This is a genomic window from Antrihabitans cavernicola (assembly GCF_008297975.1).
In the GTDB taxonomy this organism is placed as follows: domain Bacteria; phylum Actinomycetota; class Actinomycetes; order Mycobacteriales; family Mycobacteriaceae; genus Antrihabitans; species Antrihabitans cavernicola.
Genome location: NZ_VLNY01000015.1, coordinates 28,359 through 47,400 on the forward strand (window position 1 = coordinate 28,359; position 19,042 = coordinate 47,400).

At 64.1% G+C, this 19,042-nt stretch carries 19 protein-coding genes; 7 read left to right on the forward strand and 12 right to left on the reverse strand.

Annotated elements, in window-relative coordinates; genetic code table 11:
* Positions 1-13: 13 nt before the first annotated feature.
* The 4 genes from FOY51_RS22510 to FOY51_RS22525 all read right to left on the reverse strand — a co-directional run bounded on the left by FOY51_RS22510 (position 14) and on the right by FOY51_RS22525 (position 3,450).
* The gene (locus FOY51_RS22510; protein ID WP_149432516.1) at positions 14-229 is read right to left on the reverse strand and encodes a dodecin; all 216 of its coding nucleotides are present in this window, start codon (positions 227-229) and stop codon (positions 14-16) included.
* Positions 230-252: 23 nt separating this feature from the next.
* On the reverse strand, positions 253-1,461 hold the full coding sequence (locus FOY51_RS22515; protein WP_235916652.1) for a serine hydrolase domain-containing protein: 1,209 nt from the start codon (positions 1,459-1,461) through the stop codon (positions 253-255).
* A 104-nt stretch (positions 1,462-1,565) separates the two neighbouring features.
* Complete coding sequence (locus FOY51_RS22520; RefSeq protein ID WP_149432517.1) at positions 1,566-2,063, reverse strand: DUF6764 family protein; 498 nt, start codon at positions 2,061-2,063, stop codon at positions 1,566-1,568.
* Positions 2,064-2,403: 340 nt separating this feature from the next.
* Positions 2,404-3,450, reverse strand: a complete 1,047-nt coding sequence (locus FOY51_RS22525) for an ATP-dependent DNA ligase (protein WP_149432518.1) — start codon at positions 3,448-3,450, stop codon at positions 2,404-2,406.
* A gap of 97 nt (positions 3,451-3,547) precedes the next feature.
* Here FOY51_RS22525 and lppU point away from each other — a divergent pair, with 97 nt between their 5' ends.
* Positions 3,548-4,183: an LppU family putative lipoprotein gene (gene lppU, locus FOY51_RS22530; RefSeq protein ID WP_149432519.1), complete on the forward strand. Its 636-nt coding sequence runs from the start codon at positions 3,548-3,550 to the stop codon at positions 4,181-4,183.
* Here lppU and FOY51_RS27410 read toward each other — a convergent pair.
* Genes FOY51_RS27410 through FOY51_RS22550 form a run of 3 tightly spaced genes read right to left on the reverse strand, consistent with a single transcriptional unit; the run spans position 4,180 to position 7,335 of the window.
* Positions 4,180-5,748 carry an alpha/beta fold hydrolase gene (locus FOY51_RS27410; RefSeq protein ID WP_214633136.1) on the reverse strand — a complete coding sequence of 523 codons (1,569 nt, stop codon included), beginning with the start codon at positions 5,746-5,748 and terminating at the stop codon, positions 4,180-4,182. The genes lppU and FOY51_RS27410 overlap by 4 nt on opposite strands.
* Before the next feature lie 25 nt (positions 5,749-5,773).
* Entirely contained in the window at positions 5,774-7,018 is a 1,245-nt protein-coding gene (locus tag FOY51_RS22545; protein ID WP_149432520.1) for an RNA polymerase sigma factor, read from the reverse strand.
* A complete protein-coding gene (locus FOY51_RS22550) occupies positions 7,015-7,335 on the reverse strand; it encodes a YciI family protein (protein WP_149432521.1) in 321 nt (106 codons plus the stop codon). Before FOY51_RS22550 ends, FOY51_RS22545 begins: the two co-directional genes overlap by 4 nt.
* Positions 7,336-7,489: 154 nt before the next feature.
* Between FOY51_RS22550 and FOY51_RS22555 the strand changes: the two genes are divergently transcribed.
* Both FOY51_RS22555 and FOY51_RS22560 read left to right on the forward strand, forming a co-directional pair.
* Positions 7,490-8,860 carry a WS/DGAT/MGAT family O-acyltransferase gene (locus FOY51_RS22555; protein ID WP_149432522.1) on the forward strand — a complete coding sequence of 457 codons (1,371 nt, stop codon included), beginning with the start codon at positions 7,490-7,492 and terminating at the stop codon, positions 8,858-8,860.
* Between the two features lie 18 nt (positions 8,861-8,878).
* Positions 8,879-10,360 (forward strand): MFS transporter, encoded by a 1,482-nt coding sequence (locus FOY51_RS22560; RefSeq protein WP_149432523.1) that lies wholly within the window; start codon positions 8,879-8,881, stop codon positions 10,358-10,360.
* On the opposite strand, the gene FOY51_RS22565 is transcribed toward FOY51_RS22560, so the two are convergent.
* The 3 genes from FOY51_RS22565 to FOY51_RS22575 form a co-directional block, all read right to left on the reverse strand.
* On the reverse strand, positions 10,314-11,237 hold the full coding sequence (locus tag FOY51_RS22565; protein ID WP_235916654.1) for an HTTM domain-containing protein: 924 nt from the start codon (positions 11,235-11,237) through the stop codon (positions 10,314-10,316). The genes FOY51_RS22560 and FOY51_RS22565 overlap by 47 nt on opposite strands.
* Positions 11,237-11,785: a hypothetical protein gene (locus FOY51_RS22570; RefSeq protein WP_149432524.1), complete on the reverse strand. Its 549-nt coding sequence runs from the start codon at positions 11,783-11,785 to the stop codon at positions 11,237-11,239. Before FOY51_RS22570 ends, FOY51_RS22565 begins: the two co-directional genes overlap by 1 nt.
* Before the next feature lie 72 nt (positions 11,786-11,857).
* Positions 11,858-12,547: a hypothetical protein gene (locus tag FOY51_RS22575; protein ID WP_149432525.1), complete on the reverse strand. Its 690-nt coding sequence runs from the start codon at positions 12,545-12,547 to the stop codon at positions 11,858-11,860.
* A gap of 186 nt (positions 12,548-12,733) precedes the next feature.
* Between FOY51_RS22575 and ilvD the strand changes: the two genes are divergently transcribed.
* Positions 12,734-14,461 carry a dihydroxy-acid dehydratase gene (ilvD, locus tag FOY51_RS22580; protein ID WP_149432526.1) on the forward strand — a complete coding sequence of 576 codons (1,728 nt, stop codon included), beginning with the start codon at positions 12,734-12,736 and terminating at the stop codon, positions 14,459-14,461.
* A 65-nt stretch (positions 14,462-14,526) separates the two neighbouring features.
* Here ilvD and FOY51_RS22585 read toward each other — a convergent pair whose 3' ends face one another.
* Complete coding sequence (locus tag FOY51_RS22585) at positions 14,527-15,183, reverse strand: chymotrypsin family serine protease (RefSeq protein ID WP_149432527.1); 657 nt, start codon at positions 15,181-15,183, stop codon at positions 14,527-14,529.
* A gap of 61 nt (positions 15,184-15,244) precedes the next feature.
* The gene (locus FOY51_RS22590) at positions 15,245-15,913 is read right to left on the reverse strand and encodes a DUF6319 family protein (RefSeq protein ID WP_149432528.1); all 669 of its coding nucleotides are present in this window, start codon (positions 15,911-15,913) and stop codon (positions 15,245-15,247) included.
* 140 nt (positions 15,914-16,053) lie between these two features.
* Between FOY51_RS22590 and FOY51_RS22595 the strand changes: the two genes are divergently transcribed.
* From FOY51_RS22595 to FOY51_RS22605, 3 genes are all read left to right on the forward strand, one after another.
* The gene (locus tag FOY51_RS22595; protein ID WP_149432529.1) at positions 16,054-17,148 is read left to right on the forward strand and encodes an adenylate/guanylate cyclase domain-containing protein; all 1,095 of its coding nucleotides are present in this window, start codon (positions 16,054-16,056) and stop codon (positions 17,146-17,148) included.
* Positions 17,149-17,359: 211 nt separating this feature from the next.
* On the forward strand, positions 17,360-18,166 hold the full coding sequence (locus FOY51_RS22600) for an MlaE family ABC transporter permease (protein ID WP_149432604.1): 807 nt from the start codon (positions 17,360-17,362) through the stop codon (positions 18,164-18,166).
* Positions 18,166-19,035, forward strand: coding sequence for an ABC transporter permease (locus FOY51_RS22605; protein ID WP_149432530.1), 870 nt, complete (start codon positions 18,166-18,168; stop codon positions 19,033-19,035). Before FOY51_RS22600 ends, FOY51_RS22605 begins: the two co-directional genes overlap by 1 nt.
* Positions 19,036-19,042: the final 7 nt, after the last annotated feature.

A 19,042-nucleotide genomic window follows, 5' to 3' on the forward strand; every position in this document is an offset into this window, starting at 1 on the left:
AGCGAGTTCAGATCTACTCGTTGGGGTCGAGGCGGAAGCCCACCTTCAGCGTCACCTGCGTGTGCGCCACCGCGCCGTCCTCGATATGCCCACGAGTGCCGATCACCTCGAACCATTCGAGATTGCGCATGGTGGTCCCGGCCCGCTTGATCGCGTTGGCGATGGCGTCGTCGACACCCGTCGACGACGATCCGACCACCTCGATGACCCGATATACGTGATCGCCCATCACTACCTCCATCGGTCGTACTGCTACTGGTCCTGCCTGGTCGTGATCGCCCGCGCGGTTGCGCCGAGACGTGCCAGCCGCAGATCGCCGAGCGCCGTGAGGCTCCCGCCGAGACGATTGGTGACGAACGCCAACGACATTCCGGTTTCCGGATCGGCGTACGCACCCGACCCACCCATACCGTAATGCCCGAATGCCTTGTGCGGCTGGGATTTCGCCATCAGCACCGGCCGGTGATAGCCGAGGGTGAAGCTGACCGGATAGCCGAGCACGTAGTCGTAGTGGCCGGCTACCTGTCGAGTACCGATCTGTTCGATCGTCTCCGGTTTCAGCAGCGTCCGGCCGTCGACTTCACCGTTGTTCGCCAAGGCTCCGTACATCTTCGCCAGCGCCCGTGCCGAGAACACACCGTTCCAGCCAGGCATCACGGACTCGTGCACCCTGGGGTCGCGAACCAATTTGTCGAAGCCCTCGGGCATCCCCGCCTCGGCCAGACCGCGCACCGGCCGCACCAGCGAAATGACGGATGATGCTATGCCCCATTTGATTCCGGGCGGGTTGATGTGCGGGAAGATCTTTGCGATCCGGTCGCGTCGGCCCTCCGGCACCACGTACCAGAACTCGTCCTCGCCGAGGACGTCGGCGATCTCGGTGCGCAGAACGTCGATGAACGGGGTGCCGGTGACCCGATGCACGATCTCGGCGACCAGCCAACCGAACGTGATCGCGTGATACCCCGACGTGCGGAGCCGCCGCGGATCGGCGGGACAGGCCTCGAGTGCGGCAATCACCCTGTCGTAGTCGAGAATGCCCGCGCTGCCGGGAACCAACCCTTTCGCGCGATGCAACCCCGCGCGGTGGGTCAGCACGTCGCGCACCGTGATGTCCGCCTTGCCTGCCTGGGCGAATTCCGGCCAGTAGGTGGCAACGGGCAGGTCGTAGTCGATCAGTCCGCGCTCGGCGATGCGGTGCAAGACGGTCGATGCGACGCCCTTACCGGTGGAGAACGCCATCGCGACCGAGTTGCGATTCCAGCGTTTGTCGCGATCGGCCCAACCAGCCCAGATGTCGACAACAGGTTCACCGTCCTGGTAGACGGCCAGTGCCGCGCCACCTTGGCCCGGCTCGCGGTACATGCTGAAGAACTGATCGGCCAGCGGAAGATAGTCGGACTCGACGAGCATCTCGGTGGGCGACGTTGCGGCACGCCCGCGGCTGTCGTGCATCGTCATCAGAGCGCTCCGATCTATACAGGAGTGAGCCTATAACTGGATGCAGCGTACTGCGGGACGGTGTTTCGGCACGTTTGCCAGACCGCGCGCCGAGAAACCGATCGCTAGCCGGTCCGCCAGGATCCGAATCCGGTAGCGACGCACGCGCGCCCGGTCATGACATTGATAGCAAACGCAGAGTTACCTTGGCACAGAACGCCCTCCGGGACATCTCCGACCAGGGCCTGCGAGCCGCCGAGCGCAACGGCGAGTGACAGCGATCCCGTACCGACCGAGGTGATCGCGACGCTCTTAGGTCCGACGCCCACCGCGGTCGGCATTCCGACTCCACCTTCGCTGGCGCCGACGCCGCCGTCCATACCGATGCCCAGTGCCCGCGCACCCTCGACTGCCTTGGCATATCCGATGCCGTTGATGCCGTAAGCGGTTGCGTTTCCCGCAGTACTCGAGTCTGCTCCGCAGGCAACCTGGCCGTCGATTCGAGTCACGTTCTTGCCGTCCGCCGAATGACATTCGAGGTTGGCCGCGCCTGCCGTTGCGGGCATGCCGACGACCGCCCCCAACGCCATGGCCGAGCATGCGATCACTCCAAGCATCTTCATGACGTCACCTTCCCCTCGTCATCCGCTGAGCTAGCTGCCAGCATACCCACACTTACCGACCTGATCGAATCTCGATCAGGTCGCATACCGGCTACGAATTCCTACGATTTCGACCACCCCTGGAGCCCTTCACGCGGAGTGAACGGAGCGTTCACTCGATCGAACGCAACGAACGTGCCGTTCACTCACTAGGTCATTCGTCCAGCACGATCGGACGGATGGGTACAACCGGCAACCTTCTTCGAGCGTTCACGCTGCGGCTTTACCGACTGGCTACTTCATAGCACTCGTCTCCGGCAAAACAGGCGGCACCATCTCCCGCAAACTTCCGGCAGCCGACTCACTTACCGCCGGCGAGAACGTCCGAAAAGTCGTAGCGAACCGGGACGTCGAGTTGGAAGTACGTGCACGATTCCGGATCACGATCCGGCCGCCACCGCAGGAATCTCGCAGCGTGGCGAAGTCGATCGCCTTCCATCTGGTCGTACGCCACCTCGACCACGCGCTCGTGGCGCAGCGGCACCCAACTGCGATCGTTGCCGGAGTTCCACCGATTCAGCTCGCCGTCTGAAACCACGTCGTCGCCGACGCGCAACGGCTGAAATTCCGCCAGCAGCTCCTTGCGACGAACCTCGGTGAATGCCGATGCGCCGCCGATCATTCGGATCTCGCCGTCCTGATACAGCCCAAGCAGCATCGACCCGATCCCGTCGATGCTCTTGTGCATCCGATAGCCGATGACCACGCAGTCGGCGGTGCGCGCGTGCTTGACCTTGATCATCTCGCGCTTGTCCGGGACGTACTTGCCGTCGAGCTTCTTGGCGATCACACCGTCGAGCCCCGCGCCTTCGAACGCCTCGAACCAGTCTTGCGCTGTCGCAGCATCTTCCGTCGCCGAGCTCGCATGGCACGTCGGACCGTCGCCGATGATCTCGAGCAACTTCTCGCGTCGCGTTCGCAGGGGCTCGCCGGTCAGGTCGTCGTCACCGAGTGCCAAGAGATCGAATGCGACGAACTGTGCAGGCGTCTCTTCCGCCAGTTTCCGAACGCGCGACTCCGCTGGATGGATGCGCTGCGACAGCGCCTCCCAATCGAGCCGGGTGCGACCGTCGATCTCCCGCGGCACCACCACCTCGCCGTCGACGACGACGCGTTCCGGCAGCTCCGCCTGCGCCGCCTCGACCAATTCCGGAAAGTATCGAGCCAGATCCTTACCGTTCCTCGACGCGATGTACACCTCGGCGCCGTCGCGGAAGATGATCGCCCGGAACCCGTCCCACTTCGGTTCGTAGAGCCAGGTCGGCTGCTCGTCGGCGGGCTGCTCGGGCACCACTTTCGCGGGCTTGGCGAGCATGGGTTTGATGGGCGCAGTGAGTGGCAGATTCACTCCCCAATCATGACAGCTCGTTCGGCTCGACAACTTTGCCAAGACATGGTGTATTCATATCGAACAGTTTCAGCTGTTGTGGAGTAAAGGATCGATCGTGCCCGCACGTAATGCGCGCCTTCGCGCTGTATTTCTCACATTTGTTGCCATCCTCGCCTTGATCGTCAGCGGCTGCGGGTCGGAGGTGACCGGCAGCGCGCAACCGGTGGCAGGCGGGCTGATCGACGCAACCGCACCGACCACCAAGGCGCCCAACAGCAAGCCTTCAGCGCCCACCCGCACCAAACCGTCTGCGCCGACCGGTCAGATCGGCCGCGACACCGGTGGCGACGTCGACTTCGAGGTCGCGATCGGCGAGTGCGTCAGGCTCGGTGGCACCGTGACCGATGCGACGATCGACCACGCCGCCTGCGGTAGCAACGATTCCAACTACAAGGTGATCGCCAAGGCACCCACCAACGCGCAATGCGTCAGCGATGCCGACTCCTACTACTACGAAACGCTCGGCGGCGAGGAGCAAGGTGCCCTCTGCCTCGACATCGACTGGGTGGTGGGTGGATGCATGGATCTCTCGGGTGACGATCCGCAGCGAATGGATTGCAGCGCAACCACATCAGACGGCGTCAAGGTGGCGGAGATCCAGCAGAACGTCGACGACGTCGACGGCTGCCCGACCTCCGGCGGATTCCTCTACGAGGCACGCCGTTTCGTCGTCTGCACCGACGATCTCTAGGTAGCCAGGAACCGCACCAACTCCGGAACCACCACCGCCGCGACGACGTCGTGGGTCTGATCGGGCAACACCTCGAGGCTGCCGTTCGGGAGGGCATCCGCCACTGCACGGGCCGACTCCTGCAGCGTCGACGGGCTTGCGCCGCCGGCTAGGACGCGAGCCGGGACTGTCACTGCCGCAGCGTATTCGACACCGGATTCGCTGGTGATGGTGGTGTCGTAGACCAACGTATGTGCCATCGCCTCCAGTCCCGGTCGGAACGGCGCATCGCGAAGCTGCACCACCAATTCCTCGGGGAGCCCGATGCTCACCTGGAACAGTTCGACGGCCGCACCGCGTCGCCCGTCGGCGATCAGCTCACGCAGCCGAGCCGCCAAAGCACCCGAATCGGCCGGCGGCGGCTCGTAGAGCACGAGCTGCGAGATCGGTAGTCCCTCGGCGGCGGCACGCAACGCCAACACTGCCCCCGACGAGTACCCGAACACGGCTGCTTCACCGCCCGCGGCGGCCAATACAGCAGCCAGATCCTGCACCTCCAGATCGACGGAATACTCTGCAGCATCGCCACTTTCGCCACGACCGCGTCGGTCGTAGTTGTACACGGTGAAGTGCTCTGCCGCCGCGGCAGCGAAGTCGGCATGCGTTGCCCGACTGTTGAAGGCGCCCAACACAATCACCAGCGGTGGACCGTCACCCGACTTCTCGACCGCCAACACGGTCCCGTCCTGCGAGCGCACGCCGGTAGGTTCAACTACTGCCTCCAGCACTGCCTCGCAAGCCCGGGCAGGCAGCTCGTGACCCACGCCGTCCAACGGCACCAACCGCGCACCCGGGATATCGTCGGCGAGCGCAATACCGTTGCCGTACGGGAAGAATCGATCCTCCGTACCGTGCAGCACCACCGTCGGCACCGTGATGTCGCGGAGCCGCTCACGCCACCGATCACCGGAATTCATCGACGCCACGTTGTACAGCGCCGACTTCATGTTGGTCGTCCTGTCGACCAGCCGCTCGGCCCTGGCCTGTTCCACGGGCTCGTCGAAACCGGCGGCGGCCGCGAAGAGTCGGGCATCGGCGTGCGCGTGCTCGACGAGAGAATCGCGATCCGACCAGTCCGGCTCCGGCGCCTGCATCATCTCGCGCATGAGCTCGGGGTCATGGTCGGGCAGATCGGGATCGACCGGGCCGGGAGCCACCGACCGCGCGGCGATCAGCGTCAACGACGTAACACGGTCGGGATGGTCCAGCGCGAGCAGTTGCGCGATCCAGCCGCCCACCGACAGGCCGACAACATGTGCTGTCTCGCAATCGAAAGCGTCGAGTACACCGGCAGCGTCGGCGACCAGATCGCGCAGCGTATAGCCGGGCTCGCCGGGCGGGTAGCTGACCGAACGGCCGGTGTCGCGGATGTCGTACCTGATCACGAACCGCGATCGCGCAGCGAGGCGTTCACAGAAAACGTCCTCGAAGCCGGGCGCCACACCTGCGATCAGCAGCACCGGCGGGTCGGACTTGCTGCCGAAGGTCTCCGCGTTCAGATCGACGCCGTTCACAACGATGTTCATGTCGGTCCTTTCCTTCTCCGTCGATCTACCGACGATCGGTATCAGGTCGGACGGACACTTCCGTCAATCGATCCGACAGGAAGCGCCGATCCACCTCGTTCGACGCCTGTGCCAGCGCCAACCGGTAGTTCGCGGCAGCCTCCTCGCGTCGATCGAGCCTGCGCAGCAGATCGGCCCGCGTCGCTGCGAGCAGGTGATAGTCGGCCAGCGGTTCCGTCAACGCGTCGAGCAATGCCAACCCGGCGGCAGGTCCTTCGGACATTCCCACCGCCACCGCCCGATTGAGCTCCACCACCGGCGACGGCACTACCTGCGCCAACCGCGCATACAAGCCCGCTATCTGCGCCCAGTCCGTCGCATCGGCCGTCGGCGCCTCCGCGTGGCAGGCGGCAATCGCAGCCTGGAGCAGATAGGAACCGACACGGCCCCGTCGCAACGCTTGTTCCAGCACTGCGACGCCCTCGTCGATCTTCGTTCTGTCCCAACTCGATCGGTCCTGCCGATCGAGCGTCACCAGCCTGCTGTCGGCTACGCGGGTGGACCTGCGCGCATCGTGCAGCAACATCAAGGCCAGCAGCCCCTGCGCTTCTGGCTCGTCCGGCATCAAGGAAACCAACACTCTCGCCAGTCGAATTGCTTCTTCGCACAACGATTCCCGAATCATCTCGGTACCGGCCGTCGATCCGTAGCCCTCGTTGAACACCAGATAGACCACACCGAGGACCGCCGAGAGCCGTTCCGGGAGCAGATGACTCGGCGGCACCCGATACGGGATTCCGGCGTTGCGAATCTTCGCCTTGGCACGTGTCACCCGCTTGGACATCGTGGCCTCCGGCACCAGGAACGCCCGCGCGATCTCGGCTGTGGTCAGACCAGCGAGCGTGCGCAGCGTCAACGCGATCTGCGCCTCGAACGCCAGCGCAGGGTGACAGCACGTGAAGATGAGCTGGAGCCGGTCGTCGTCGATGTCGTTGTGCGAAAGTGGGTCCACGTCGATCGGGGACATCGCTGCCACCTCCTTCAACTTGGCTGCGCCCACTGCGTCGCGGCGGAGCCGATCGATCGCCCGATTGCGCGCGACGGTCGTCAGCCACGCACCCGGACGATCCGGAATGCCTTCGGTCGGCCACCGGCGAAGCGCCGACGCGAACGCCTCCTGCGCCGACTCCTCGGCAAGATCCCAGTCGCCGGTGCGTCCGATCAGCGTCGCGACGATCTGTCCCCACTCGGCCCGAAAGGCCGCGGCGAGCGCGTCGTCGACGTCACTCACGGTTCGAGCAGCGGCCGCACTTCGACGCAGCCAAGGTACGCGGCAGGGTGCTTCGCCGCGACCTCGATCGCCTCGTCCAGATCAGCGCACTCGATGACACCGAAGCCGCCGATCTGATCCTTGGTTTCGGCGAACGGACCGTCGGTCAGCAACACCTCGTCGCCGCGAACGCGTACCGTCGTGGCATCGGACGACCGCTGCAGACCCGCGAGGTCGAGCAGCACTCCGTTTGCGCGCATATCGTCCACCCACGCCGTGCATCCGACCAGTTCGGTGGGGTCGGATTCATCAGTGGCAATCATCAGCAGGTACTTCATCGAGGTCCTCCTTGTCGACCGTCTCGCCATGACGACGAACGGGGATGGACGGTTCGGACACTACCCGCGCAGATAGTCGGTCCCGGGGATGGACAGCAGACGAGAAGGGGGCATGATCGACAATGGTGATTCACAACGGAATCGAGGCGCCGACATGGGTTTGATCACACCTATCGACTCAGTGTTTCTGCTCGGAGAAAGCCGTGAGCATCCGATGCACGTCGGCGGGCTGCAACTGTTCGTGCCCCCTGCCGACGCGGGTCCCGATTACGCCCGCCAGGTGTATCAGAACCTGATCGAACATCCCGAGTCCCGCGATCTGTTTCGGACCCGTCCCGCCCGGCCGCTCGGCACGATGGGCAACATCAGCACGACGGTCGACCAGGAGATCGACTTCGACTACCACGTGAGACTGTCCGCGCTGCCGCGCCCGGGCGAGATCAAGGATCTCCTGACGCTGGTGTCCCGGATGCACGGATCGTTGCTGGACCGGCACCGCCCGCTGTGGGAATTCCACGTGATCGAAGGCTTGGAAGACGGGCGCCTCGCCATCTACACGAAGGTGCACCACGCACTGCTGGACGGCGTTTCGGCGTTGAAGATGCTGATGCGTCAACTGTCTCCCGATGCCGACGATCGCGACGTGCAGGCTCCGTGGGCACCGCGCAAACGCGCGAAGTCGCCGATGATTCCGGCGGCACTCAATCCGCTCGACATAGCGAAAACCGGCGCGGGAATGCTCAGAGACCTTGCTGGGCTCGCACCGGCATCGGTGCGGCTGGCCAACCAGGCGCTGCGGGACGGCGACGTGGTTCGGCCGATGCAGGCACCCGCGACGATGTTCAACGTCGATATCGGCGGCGCTCGCAGGTTTGCCGCCCAGTCGTGGTCGACGGATCGATTGATGGCGGTGTCGAAGGCGACCGGCAGCAAGCTCAACGACGTGGTTCTCGCGATGTGTTCCGGCGCGCTGCGCCAGTATCTGATCGAGCACAACGGCCTGCCGGACGAGCCGCTGATCGCCGCCGTACCGGTATCGCTACGCGAAGCCGGAGACGAGCGCGAGGGCGGCAACGCGATCAGCATCATCTTGTGCAACCTCGGTACCAACCTCGACGACCCGGTCGATCGGCTCGTCGCCATCACCCGGTCCATGAACCAGGGCAAGGAAACGATGCACGGCTTGTCGCCGCTGCAGGCAATGGCCTTCGGGGCGTTCAACATGTCGTCGATCGCGCTCTCGCAGGTGCCCGGGTACACCATGGTCGCGAAGCCGTCGTTCAACATTCTCATCTCGAACGTGCCCGGTCCGCGAGAAGAGTTGTACTACAACGGCGCTCGGCTCGACGGCCTCTACCCGGTATCGATCGTGCTGGACGGGTTCGCGCTCAACATCACGCTGACCAGTCGGGCCGGGTTCCTGGACTTCGGCCTCATCGGGTGCCGCCACAGCGTGCCGCACCTGCAGCGTCTGCTGACCCACCTAGAGGATTCCCTTGTCGCGCTGGAGAAAGCGACCGCCTGACGCTGGGATCGGGCCACGATGAGCACCCAATTGCCACGGTTGCAGTCTCCGGCCGGCCGGTGGATCGTGCTCGCCACCGTGCTCGGTTCGTCGGTCGCGATGCTCGACGGCACCGTGGTCAACATCGCGTTGCCGAAGATCGGCGAGGCTCTCGACGCCGACGTCGCAGGATTGCAGTGGACGCTGAGCGGCTACACGCTGACATTGGCGTCGTTCATTCTGCTCGGCGGCGCACTGGGTGACCGGCTCGGCCGGCGCAAGGTATTCGTCTGGGGCACAATCGGGTTCGCCATCGCCTCGGTCCTGTGTGGACTCGCTGTGAACATCGAAATGCTGGTAGCCGCTCGCGTGCTGCAAGGAGTGGCCGGCGCACTGCTCACACCCGGCAGTCTCGCCTTGATCTCGGCATCGATCGATCCCGACGATCGCGGTGCGGCCATCGGGCTGTGGTCCGGCCTCGGTGGCGTCGCCGGTGCGATCGGGCCACTACTCGGCGGCTGGCTGGTAGAGGTCGCAGGCTGGCGTTCGGTGTTCCTGATCAACGTTCCGTTGGCCGTCACGGTGGTGTGGGTGTCGGTGCGGCACGTGCCCGAAAGCTACGGGGCAACAGGGGATTCAACGCACCCGCACACCCAGGGGAGACTCGATCTCCTCGGCGCGCTCGTGGTCGCTCTCGCACTCGGCGCGTTGACCTATGGGCTGATCGGTTCGACGTTGGTGTTGTCGATTGCCGGTGTAGTGCTGCTCGGGGTGTTCGTGGTGATCGAACTGCGCAGCGACCATCCGCTGGCGCCACCCTCGCTGTTCGCGTCTCGAATCTTCACGGCCGCAAACCTTGTGACCCTCGCCGTCTATGCGGCGCTCGGTGGCGTCTTCTTTCTGCTGGTGCTGCAGTTGCAGTTGGTCGCGGGTTATTCGCCGTTGAAGGCTGGCATGGCGACCATCCCGATCACCGTGCTGATGCTGCTGCTGTCCGCGCGCGCAGGCCGGTGGGCCCAGCACAGCGGTCCGCGTATGCCGATGACGTTGGGCCCGTTGCTGTCCGCGCTCGGGTTGGTGCTGATGCTGCGGATCGGGCGCAATGCATCGTATCTGGTCGATGTGCTGCCCGGCGTCGTCGTGTTCGGGCTCGGGCTCTGCGCCCTCGTCGCACCGCTGACCGGCGCCGTGCTCGGCTCGGTGCCCACCGACGAGGCCGGCATCGCCTCGGGCGTCAACAACGCGGTCGCGCGGACCAGCCAATTGCTCGCTGTCGCAGCCTTACCCGGCCTGGCGGGCATCAGCGGATCGGCATTCACCGATCCAGCCAGATTCGACGACGGCTTTCGCACCGCCATGCTGATCTGCATCGGATTGCTTGTCGCAGGTGCAGCGTTGGCTCTGGTCTTGATCGCCAAGCCTGCACCACGGCAACCGGATTCAGACGGTGTCGACTGCGCACCACACTGTGGAATCACGGGTCCTGCTGTTGCGCCACAACAGGTGTCGGCGCCGCGCTAGGCCTGCGTCTGTCGATCCATCCCTGCGCCGTCTCGGGCGGAATGAACGCCAGGTACAACACGAAGACCGCAAGGCTGAAGAACGCCACAACCAGGCTGACCATGATCAGCAGATGCAAGATCACTCCGGCGGCGAGCACCCAGGGACGCAGCTTTCGATTCCACACCAGCACGCCGAGCGCGAGTTCGATCAGCAGCGTTCCCCACGTCGCAACGTTGACGATCAACGGACTCATGGAAAGCCAAGTCGGCGTTGGGAAATTGTTCAGATCTATCAGACGCAACGCGTACGAGACGGCGGTGCCGCCCGTCCATGTGGTCCCGGCAAGTTTGTCGCGCACGGTGTCGAGATAGATGATCGAGACCTGTATCTGCAGCAGCCGAATCACCCACGGCGAGCGAACCTGCGCCGACCAGAAGGACCCTGCAGTGCGAAGCCGGTCAAGGGACAGCGCCGCGCCGGACGGCGCAAGCACCAGGAAGAACGCTTCGATCCGCAGCAAGAAGTCGCCAGAGTTGAAGACCCACACGTCACGGCGCTGAAACGACAGAATGCACACGAAGACCAGCAGTGCTGCCACTCTGCTGCGCCAACCGAGTGTCAACGCAATTCCGCCGACCAGCAGCAGCGCCCACACGATCCAGACTGCGGTGTCGTTGTTCCACACATGCAGCAACCCCCACCCGTATCGAATGGATTCCGGTGCAGGCGCTACACCGTCGGGACCGAACAGATCGAGCATGTTGGGAAGCAGCGAAAAGCTCCACGCGACAACAAGAATGCCGAACGCGATTCGCACGATCCCGAGCACGTACATCGGTTCCGGTTCGAACCAGAACTTGCGCCACCCTTCGACGACCGACGTAAAGAAGACCACTACCGCGCCAACTTCTCGTCGTAGAGAACGAATTGTCCACGCTTGGGCACGGCATTCGATCCTGGCGGCAACAAGGCCACCGTGTTCAAAATCATCTCCACCCGGGCAGGTTGTTCGGGCGGCTCGACGACGTTGCGAATCACCCAGTGGCAGAGGCCGGCCCGAATGCCCGGCACCCGAATGACCTTCTCCTTCAATTTCTGCCAGTGATACCAAGAGAATTGGCCGACGAAGCCCGCGGGCGGGGGGATCTTCCACGTCAGTATCGTGTCGTCGACCGTGGTGATCCGAACCTCCACTTCCTCGAGGCGGCGGATCGGATCCGGCGCGAACACGCCCCAGTTCTGGTCGAGGCCGGTGCTGTTCGCGATCGGGCGGGCAACCGGAAGCAGGTCTTGCCTGATCGCCGAGTCAGGCAGGCAGCAGACAACCGCGGTCAGGATGATCGATCCGACCAGCACACTGATCAGCAACTGGCCGACGGCTGTTCGTTCGAACCGTTCTTGAAAACTCGCCCAGCTTTCGCGGATTCTTCGCACGCGCTCCATCACGGCCACCTGTTTACCGAAAGGTGAAGGGCCACCACGAGATCGTAGTGGCCCTTCATCGATGACACTCTCTTATGGGGTCGTCGCGGTCCCACCTGTTGCGGCTCCGCCCGTCGCGTTACCACCTGTTGCGGCACCGCCCGTGGCAGCCCCACCGGTCGCGGCTCCGCCCGTAGCAGCACCACCTGTAGCAGCCCCACCGGTCGCTGCACCGCCCGTCGCTGCACCATCAGTCGCAGCACCATCCGTGGCTGCACCATCGGTCGTCTTACCGTCCGTCGCAGCACCACCCGTCGCCGCACCATCGGTCGTCTTGCCATCGGTCGCAGCACCATCCGTCGCCGCACCATCGGTCGCCTTGCCATCGGTCGCAGCACCACCCGTCGCCGCACCATCGGTCGTCTTACCGTCGGTCGCGGCACCCGCCGGGCCACCACCCGCAGCACCGTCACCATCGGTTGCGGCACCCGCCGGGCCACCACCGGTCGCGGCTCCACCACCCGTCGCAGCACCGCCGGTTCCGCCGCTGTTGCCGGTGCCGCCGCCAGTTCCACCCGAGTCTCCGGTACCGCCGCCGGTTCCTGAACCGTCGCCGCCCGATTGGCCGGGAGCTGCCGGAACGCCTGCCGGTGCCGATGTGGTGGTCTTCGACGTGGTCGTCGCCTTCGTCGTGGTTGTCGTCGTGTTGCTTGCATCGTCACTGCCGCAACCTGCGAGAAGCAGCACCCCACAACTCGCTGCAGCAATCAAAATCTTCTTCACAAGGACCCCTCATTCCTGTTTTGTCCGAACGCCAACCTTCAACACCTATCAGCTTCGCATTGCTAACGGTGGGAGAATGGCCCGAATAGTCGCATTAGTTCGCTCGCAATTGGGACCTTCGCAAACGCGATTCGCGGCCATCGACTACAACCGACATAGGACGTTCGACGAGACGCTGGGAGCACCATGAGCACCACAGAAGAGTCGGCAACAACCACCACCAACGGCGTCGACATCAAGCCGCGCAGCCGCGAAGTGACGGACGGTTTGGAGAAGACGGCGTCGCGCGGCATGCTCCGCGCCGTCGGAATGGGCGACGACGATTGGGTGAAGTCGCAGATCGGCGTCGCATCGTCGTGGAACGAAATCACCCCGTGCAACCTGTCCCTCGATCGGCTCGCCAAGGCATGCAAGGACGGCGTTCACGCGGCAGGGGGTTACCCATTGGAATTCGGCACCATCTCCGTCTCCGACGGCATTTCGATGGGCCACGAAGGCATGCATTTTTCGCTGGTGTCGCGTGAGGTGATCGCCGACAGTGTCGAAACCGTCATGCAGGCCGAGCGCCTCGACGGATCGGTACTGCTGGCAGGCTGCGACAAATCGTTGCCCGGAATGCTCATGGCCGCAGCGCGATTGGATCTAGCCAGCGTATTCCTGTACGCAGGAACCATTCTGCCGGGCATCGCGAAGATGGAGGACGGTACCGAGCGCGAGGTGACGATCATCGACGCATTCGAGGCCGTCGGAGCGTGCTCGCGAGGCTTGATGAGTCGCAAGGACGTCGACTCGATCGAACGCGCAATCTGCCCCGGCGAAGGCGCGTGCGGTGGCATGTACACGGCCAACACGATGGCAAGTGCAGCCGAGGCACTCGGCATGTCGTTGCCGGGCAGCGCTGCACCGCCCGCCACCGATCGCCGGCGCGACGGATTCGCGCGTCGCAGCGGGGAGGCTGTCGTCGAGCTGCTGAAACAGGGCATCACCGCTCGGGACATCCTGACCAAGGACGCATTCGACAACGCCATCGCCGTTGTCATGGCATTCGGCGGCTCCACCAATGCGGTACTGCACCTCTTGGCGATCGCACACGAAGCGGATGTCGATCTCACCCTCGACGACTTCTCCCGCATCGGCGCCAAGGTTCCCCATCTGGCCGATGTGAAGCCGTTCGGCAAACACGTGATGCCCGACGTCGACCACATCGGCGGTGTTCCGGTCGTGATGAAGGCGCTGCTCGACGCCGGACTCATGCACGGCGACTGCCTGACGGTCACCGGAAAGACGTTGGCAGAGAACCTGGAACAGATCAGTCCACCCGACGTCGACGGGAAGGTGCTCCGCGCGATGAGTGCGCCGATCCATCCGACCGGAGGTATCACGATCCTCAAGGGGTCGCTCGCGCCGGGCGGTGCCGTCGTGAAGTCAGCGGGTTTCGACTCCGACATCTTCGAAGGCACGGCACGAGTTTTCGATCGCGAACGGGCAGCGATGGACGCGCTTGCGGACGGCACGATCGTCGCGGGCGATGTGGTGGTGATCCGCTACGAGGGACCGAAGGGTGGACCGGGGATGCGCGAGATGCTGGCGATCACCGCCGCCATCAAGGGCGCTGGTCTCGGCAAGGATGTCTTGTTGCTGACCGATGGCCGCTTCTCGGGTGGCACCACCGGACTGTGCGTGGGCCACGTCGCGCCGGAAGCAGTGGACGGCGGCCCGATCGCGTTCGTGCGCGACGGCGACAAGATCGCACTCGACGTCGGCAACGGAACCTTGGAATTGAAGATCGACGACGACGAGCTGGCACGACGTAAAGAAGGCTGGGCACCACTGCCGCCGCGCTACACGAGAGGTGTGCTGGCGAAGTACTCGAAGCTGGTCGGCTCGGCGTCGTATGGAGCTGTCTGCGGCTGACGCCTACTCAAACGACTCACGGCCCCGTCCATTGGACAGGGCCGTGAGTCGAAGTACCTTGCGAACTAGATAGGGCGGTAACCCGCTCCCGCTCCGCCTACCGCGTTGACGTCACCGAGGATGGCGTTGAAGTTGGTGCCCACCTCCGGGCCGATGCACGCTGCGAGCAAGTACGCGTTGACCATGCCCACCAGCGTCGATCCGATGACCACCGGAGCGCCCGAGTCACCTTCGATGACGCACATCTGCGACCAGGTCTCCGCGTTGGTGCCGAAGATGTCGCCGTAGGCCAGGCCACAGGTGTTGCCGGAGGTCCGGCCTTCCTTACACACGATGTTCGGGAACATCGCCGGGTTGCCGACACCGGTGATCGTGGTGTTGCCGACTCGGTTGATCGGAACGACCTTGCCCGCGTCGAACTCGATGACGGCGTAATCCAAGTTGTGGTTCGAGCGCACGAAGTGGCCGACGACGCCCGCGTTCATCGCGGCCTCGGACTTCACTGCCGCGCCCGCGTCGCCGCAGTGCCCTGCAGTGATGCCGACCAAGCGACCTGCGTTGTCGTGACCGATCGTCGTCAGCGTGCATTCGACCTGGTCATCGATGACGATTCCAGAGCCTCCCCCGAGCGGAACGCCTGGTGCTGCCAGTGCGGTTCCCGCCCCGAACATGGTCCCCACTGCGGCAGCAGCGGTGACAATAATCGCAATACGTTTGAACATGTCCCTCCAGACGTCGACCCGCACCATATCAATACGTAGCCAATTCTGGAGACCCGCAAACTCAGGACTCCGGTGCACCCAGCGCTGCCAGCGCGTTTCGAGCCGCATCCAGTTGTTTGCTGAGTTCGGCAACTCGCTTCGCGGCTGTTTGACGCGCAGCAAGCAGCACAGCGTCCACCGCCTGCTGCGCCGTCGGATCTCCCAATTCGGCAACCGCCCTGCCCACCGCATCTGCCGACACCGATGCAGGCTTGCCGCGGGGTTTACCGCCGTAGGCGACGGCGACTGTCCAGTCGTCGTCGACACCTGCCTGAATCGTCACGCTTATCCCGTCTTGCACTCGCTTCGGCGCCCGAGTCGGGGCCTTCGGTGGCGCGGGCTCCGAAATCGCAGCGGCGACTGCGACCGGAATCGCCGCGACGGGAGGTGCAGCCTTGGCGACCCGCGGCGCCCGTTTCTGAGCGACCGCCGGCTTCGCCTCTGCCCGTGTGATCCGCAATTCCTCTGCCTCGAAAGGCAACTCGTCGTCCACCCCACGCGGACGCAGCGTGACCGTGTTGCCCTCGACTCGCACGACGCGCGCGGACGCACCGGGCGGCAGGTTGAGACTCGGCGTTGCCTCACGCAGATAGACGGTGGCGCGCTTACCTTCGGCGATCGCTTGCGAGAGCGTCACAAGATGCTCCGATGAGAGCCCCGAATCGGTTGCAGTTCCAGCCCGCGGCGGCATCACAGGTCCTCTCGTCGTAGACGGTGTTCGCGGACACTGTGGCACAGCCCGCCGACAACTTCTCGCGCGGGTAAACGTCCGATCCGGTCGTGCTGTACTGGTAGAAGCAGCGCTGCTCGAGATTGCGACATGGGAGGACCGTGGACACCACTCGATCCGACTCCGACGATTCGCCAGAACGGCCGGATTCGCCGACCACGCCGCCACCGCAATGGTGGTCGATCGCGGCGCAAGAGGTAGAGCCGTACCTACTCGGCCAGATCCAGTACGACCGCGACGAAGTGGTCGAGATCGTCGGCCTGCCGCTCGAACAGGTTCGACGGCTGTGGATATCACTGGGGTTCCCGGTGAACCCGGACCCGACTGCGAAGATGTTCTCCGACGCCGATATCCGCGCGCTGAACCTCGTCAAGGGGTTGGTCGAAGACGGACTGATCGATTCCGAGTCCCAGGTCGCTGTCGCCCGGACCGTCGGCCAGACCATGGCCCGCCTCGCGGAGTGGCAGGTGGACGTCATCAGCAAGAGCATCATCGACGGCATCGTGTCGGCGAAACGTCCGGTGTCCACAGCGGAAGACATACGCGAATTGACCGAATCGGTCTCGCGGCGCACTGTTCCCGTCCTCGAGGAACTGCAGAACTACGTGTGGCGCCGTCACCTCGCGGCATCGGCAAGTCGAACGTTCGCAGGTAAAGAACCGAATCCGGACCGGCGAACCTTGATTGTCGGGTTTGCGGACATGGTGGGCTACACCAGCTTGACGCGCAGCCTGGACGCGACCGAGCTGACCGACCTACTGGAAGCCTTCGAGTCCAACGCAACCGACATCATTTCCCGACACGGCGGATGGGTCGTCAAGAACGTCGGCGACGAGGTCATGTTCGCCGTCGAAGACCCCGGCGCAGCGGCGGAGATCGCCTTGGAGCTGCAGGAGTCGACAGCGGCGGCGGAGCTGACGCCCCAGCTGCGGATCGGTATGGCCACCGGACCGGTGTTGCAACGCTTCGGCGATCTGTACGGATCCGTGGTCAACATTGCGGCCCGATTGACCGGCATCGCTGCCCCAGGAACGATCCTGCTCGATTCTCGACTTGCCGAGATTCTCGAACCGAGTTCGGCGTATCGCTTCAAACACCTACGAGCCGTCAGAGTTCGCGGGTTCAACAAGATCCGGGCGCATGTTTTGCGGCGGGCAAAGCAACCAAAGGTCGGTAGCTCGGACGAATCCGCCTGATCCCTCGAATAATTGCGAACAAGTCCAGCACCGCCATCCCTTATGTCTATGATCCAACTCACATTGGACGGTCGCGAGTGACTTACTTCACGGTAAGGTCCCGCTGAGCCTTTCGCCTGGGCATCGACAGGCGACGTTCGTCGAGGAGGGCGGGATCCACGTGCAGTCGACGGCGAGCGCATCCGCGAAGAAATCGCAGTTCAGCGCCGCAATGCAGTGGGCCGCAGGGTACTGGCGGGATCACCCTCGGCGGTCACTGGAGACCTTCGGTCGACAGATCACCATGGGCATTCAGGCGATCGCCGAGCTGTTCGTCGACATTTTCAAGGGTAAGTTCCCCTTCAACGAGTTCATCAAACAGTGCGGCTTCATGGCATCGACCGCCGTCGCGCCCACCTTGTTGGTGTCCGTTCCCATCGGCGTGATCGTCTCGATTCAAGTCGGTTCCATCGCCGGCCAAGTGGGTGCGTCGTCGTTCGCGGGAGCGGCCAACGGCCTCGGAATCATCAGGCAGGGCGCACCGCTTGTGACGTCGTTGCTGATCGCAGGCGCGGTCGGTTCGGCGATCTGCGCAGACCTGGGATCGCGGACGATTCGTGAAGAGATCGACGCCATGAAGGTGATGGGCGTCGATCCCATGCGCAGGCTCGTCGCTCCCCGACTCGCGGCCGCGATGTTGGTCAGCGTGTTGCTGTGCGGCTTCGTCTGCTTCGTGGGGTTCCTCACCGGCTACATGTTCAACGTTTTCGCGCAGGCCGGCACGCCGGGTTCGTACACCAGCACGTTCGCTTCGTTCGCCGTATCGGGCGATCTGGTACTCGCACTGATCAAGTCCGTCATCTTCGGTCTGCTCGTCGCGATCATCGCCTGCGACACCGGATTGAACACCCGCGGCGGCCCTGGCGGTGTCGCCAACTCGGTGAACTCGGCGGTGGTGAACTCGGTGATCCTGTTGTTCGCGGTCAATGTGATCATGACGCAGCTCTACAACACACTTTTCCCGGCGAAGGTGGTCTGATGGCTGTCACGACGACCTATGTGCCACCGCTGCTGCGACCGCTCTATGCGATGCGTGGCCTCGCGAATGGGCCCGTCGCCCTGCTCGCCCGGATGGGCCACCAGCTGTACTTCTTCATCCGAGCCGTCGCCGCAATCCCGTTGGCGCTCAAGCACTATCGCAAGGAAGTCTGGCGTCTGCTTTCGGATGTCACCTGGGGTAACGGCGCGCTGGTGGTCGGCGGCGGCACCATCGGCGTGATCTTGTTGCTCAGCGCATTCGGCGGTATGACCGTCGGCATGGAGGGCTACACCTCGCTCAACCTGCTCGGCATGGGCCCGCTCACCGGCGCGCTGTCCGCCTTCGCGACCACCCGCGAGATCGGACCGTTGCTCGCCGCTCTCGCCTTCGCCGCGCAGGCGGGTTGCCGCTTCACGGCACAACTCGGTTCGATGCGCATCGCGGAGGAGATCGATGCACTCGAGTCGGTGGCGATCCGGCCGTTGCCCTATCTGGTGAGCACGCGAATCTTAGCCGCAGTCGTCGCGATCGTCCCGCTCTACGTACTCGGATTGGGGATGGCCTACCTGTCCTGCAAGGTCACGGTCGGTTTCATCGGCGGCCAATCGAGCGGCACCTACATGCACTACTTCTACCAATTCATCGTCAGCAAGGACGTGCTCTATTCGATCCTCAAGGCGGTGATCTTCGTGATGCTGACGACGTTCATCCAGTGCTACTACGGGTTCTTCGCCGCGGGCGGTCCGGAGGGCGTCGGCGTCGCGGCGGGCCGCGCGATCAAGATGTGCATCATCATCGTCGTCTTCGCGAACCTGTTCATGACCCTCGCGATCTGGGGCGTCGACCCCGGTATCCGGATTTCGGGCTGAGGGCGCA